Source organism: Sphingomonas sp. FUKUSWIS1 (assembly GCF_000733135.1).
GTDB lineage: Bacteria > Pseudomonadota > Alphaproteobacteria > Sphingomonadales > Sphingomonadaceae > Sphingomonas > Sphingomonas aerolata.
Map to the genome: position 1 here is coordinate 1 of NZ_JPJC01000094.1, position 2,246 is coordinate 2,246.

General features: G+C 70.6%; 2 protein-coding genes. Both read right to left on the minus strand.

Annotation, left to right across the window (positions count from 1 at the left end):
• Positions 1-138: 138 nt before the first annotated feature.
• A complete protein-coding gene (locus sphsw_RS06900; protein ID WP_042466732.1) occupies positions 139-732 on the minus strand; it encodes a GNAT family N-acetyltransferase in 594 nt (197 codons plus the stop codon).
• Positions 732-2,246: signal peptide peptidase SppA (gene sppA, locus sphsw_RS06905; RefSeq protein ID WP_042466733.1), on the minus strand; the 1,515-nt coding region annotated here is incomplete at its 5' end. The genes sppA and sphsw_RS06900, both read right to left, overlap by 1 nt.

Sequence of the window (2,246 nt, forward strand, 5' to 3'; positions counted from 1 at the left end):
ATGTCGGCCTCGTACTGCTGGGCGTGCCGATCGGCTGGTCCGCGGTCGTCGCGGCGAGCGCGGGGTTCAGCCTGCGCGCCGCCGCGATCCGCTTCCACCTCGCGCTGCCCGCCTATCGCGCGCGCCGCTAGTCCGCAGTCAGCCCCGCACGACGCCGACCTCGGCAAAGCGGCGCGGCTCGACCGGTGGCACCGCCGCGTCGTTCAGCGCGCATTGCCAATGGCCGACATCGATCCACTGGCCGTTCTTGTACCCGACCGCGCGGTAGACGCCCGCGCGGCGGAACCCGACCGATTCGTGCAGCCGGATCGACCCGTCATTGGGCAGCGCGATCACCCCGATCGCCTGGGTGAAGCCTTGCGCGCGCAGCGTGTCGATCAACGCCTCGTACAACAGCCGCCCCGCACCCTGGCGCTGCGCCGCATCCGCGACATAGACTGTGGTCTCGACGACGAAGCGATAGGCGGCGCGCTCGCGGAACCGTCCGGCATAGCCGAACGCGATCACCCCGCCCGCATCCCCCACCGTCGCGACCAGCCAGGGATAGAGCCCGTCCGACGCCGCCATCCGCGTCCGCATCTGCCGCGCGTCGGGCGCGTCCGTCTCGAACGAGACCGTCCCCACCAGCACGTGCGGCGCATAGATCGCGGCGATCGCGGCGGCGTCCTCGGGCCGCGCCGCCCGGATCGTGATGGCCCCGGCCGTCCCGATCGCGGGCGACGCGCCCGGCATTACAGGCCGATCCGCGCGAGCAGCAGGTCGAGCAGCCGCGCGTCGCCGCCATCGCCGGCACTCGGGCCGATGCCGCCGCATTCGAGGCAGCGTGCCTGGATCGAGCCCGACGTCGCCAGCCGCTTCATGTCGCCGACCGCACGCGCGACCATCTGGCGGCGGTCGAGCGCGATCCGGCCGAACGCGTCGCTGCCGGTCGTGGTGTCGTCGTCGCCCGTGTCGAAACCGGCGGCGAGCTGGGCAAGCACGCCCGGTGGCTTTTCGAGATATTCGGCATGGATCTTGGCGGGATCGAGCTTGGCGCGGCGGGCGGCCTCGGCGATCGCGTCCTTCAGCGTGCCGAACCGGTCGACCAGCCCGATCTGGCGTGCGGTGCCGCCGTCCCAGACCCGGCCCTGGCCGATCGCGTCGACCCGCGCCGGGCTCAGCTTGCGCGACGCGGCGACGCGCGCGATGAACTGGCGATAGCCATTCTCGATCCCCGCCTGGATCAGCGTGTCGAACATCGGCGTCGTGCCGGCGGTGATGTCGGGCTGCCCCGACAGCGGCGTCGTCTTCACGCCGTCGGTGGTGACGCCGATCTTGGCGAGTGCGGTTTCGAACGTCGGGATGATCCCGAAGATGCCGATCGACCCGGTGATCGTGCCGGGTTCGGCGAAGATCACGTCGGCGGGCGTCGACACCCAGTATCCGCCCGACGCGGCGAGCCCGCCCATCGACACGACCACCGGCAGGCCCTTCTTCTTGGCCTCGAGGATCGCGAGCCGGATCCGTTCGGACGCGAGCACCGACCCGCCCGGCGAATCGACGCGCACGACCAGCGCCTTGAGGTTCTTCTTGGCGAGCCCGTCGAGCATCGCCTTCTCGATCGTCTTGCCCGCCGCGGTGCCAGGGCCGCCTTCGCCGTCGACGATATCGCCCGCCACGGTCAGTACGCCGATCGCGTCGCCGCCGGTCGGCAGGGGATTGGCCTTGACCCAGGAATCATAGGTGATGGTGTTGAAACTGCCCGCAGGCTTGCTCGTATCGGCGCCCGCGATCGCGGCGACGCGCTTGCCGAACGCGGTACGGTCGCCGAGCTTGTCGACGATCCCTGCGCGCAGGTTCGCGGTCGCGATGTCGCCATTGGCGGCGAGCACGAGTGCGTCGGGACGCGCGAGGAACTGCGCGATCTGCGCCTTGGGGCGGGCCTTGGCGACCGCTTCGCGCCACTGGTCGTACAGCGTACCGTACAGCGCCTGGCTCGCCGCGCGCGCATCGTCGCTCTGGTCGGTGCGCGTATAGGGCTCGACGAACGACTTGTAGCGGCCGACGCGGTAGACATGCGTCGTGATGCCCAGCTTGTCGATCAGCCCCTTATAGTAAAGCTGGTTGCCGCCCGGTCCCATGAACAGCGTGCCGCCCAGCGGATTGACCCAGACCTCGCTCGCATTGGCCGCCAGCCGGTAGCTGCCGTCGGTATAGGCGGTCGCATAGGCGAGCACGGGCTTCTTGGCGGCGCGGACGCGCGCGAT

Bases quoted from the DNA above. Each gene is read 5' to 3' on its own strand.
- sphsw_RS06900 (WP_042466732.1), bottom strand. From the start codon at position 732: ATGCCGGGCGCGTCGCCCGCGATCGGGACGGCCGGGGCCATCACGATC.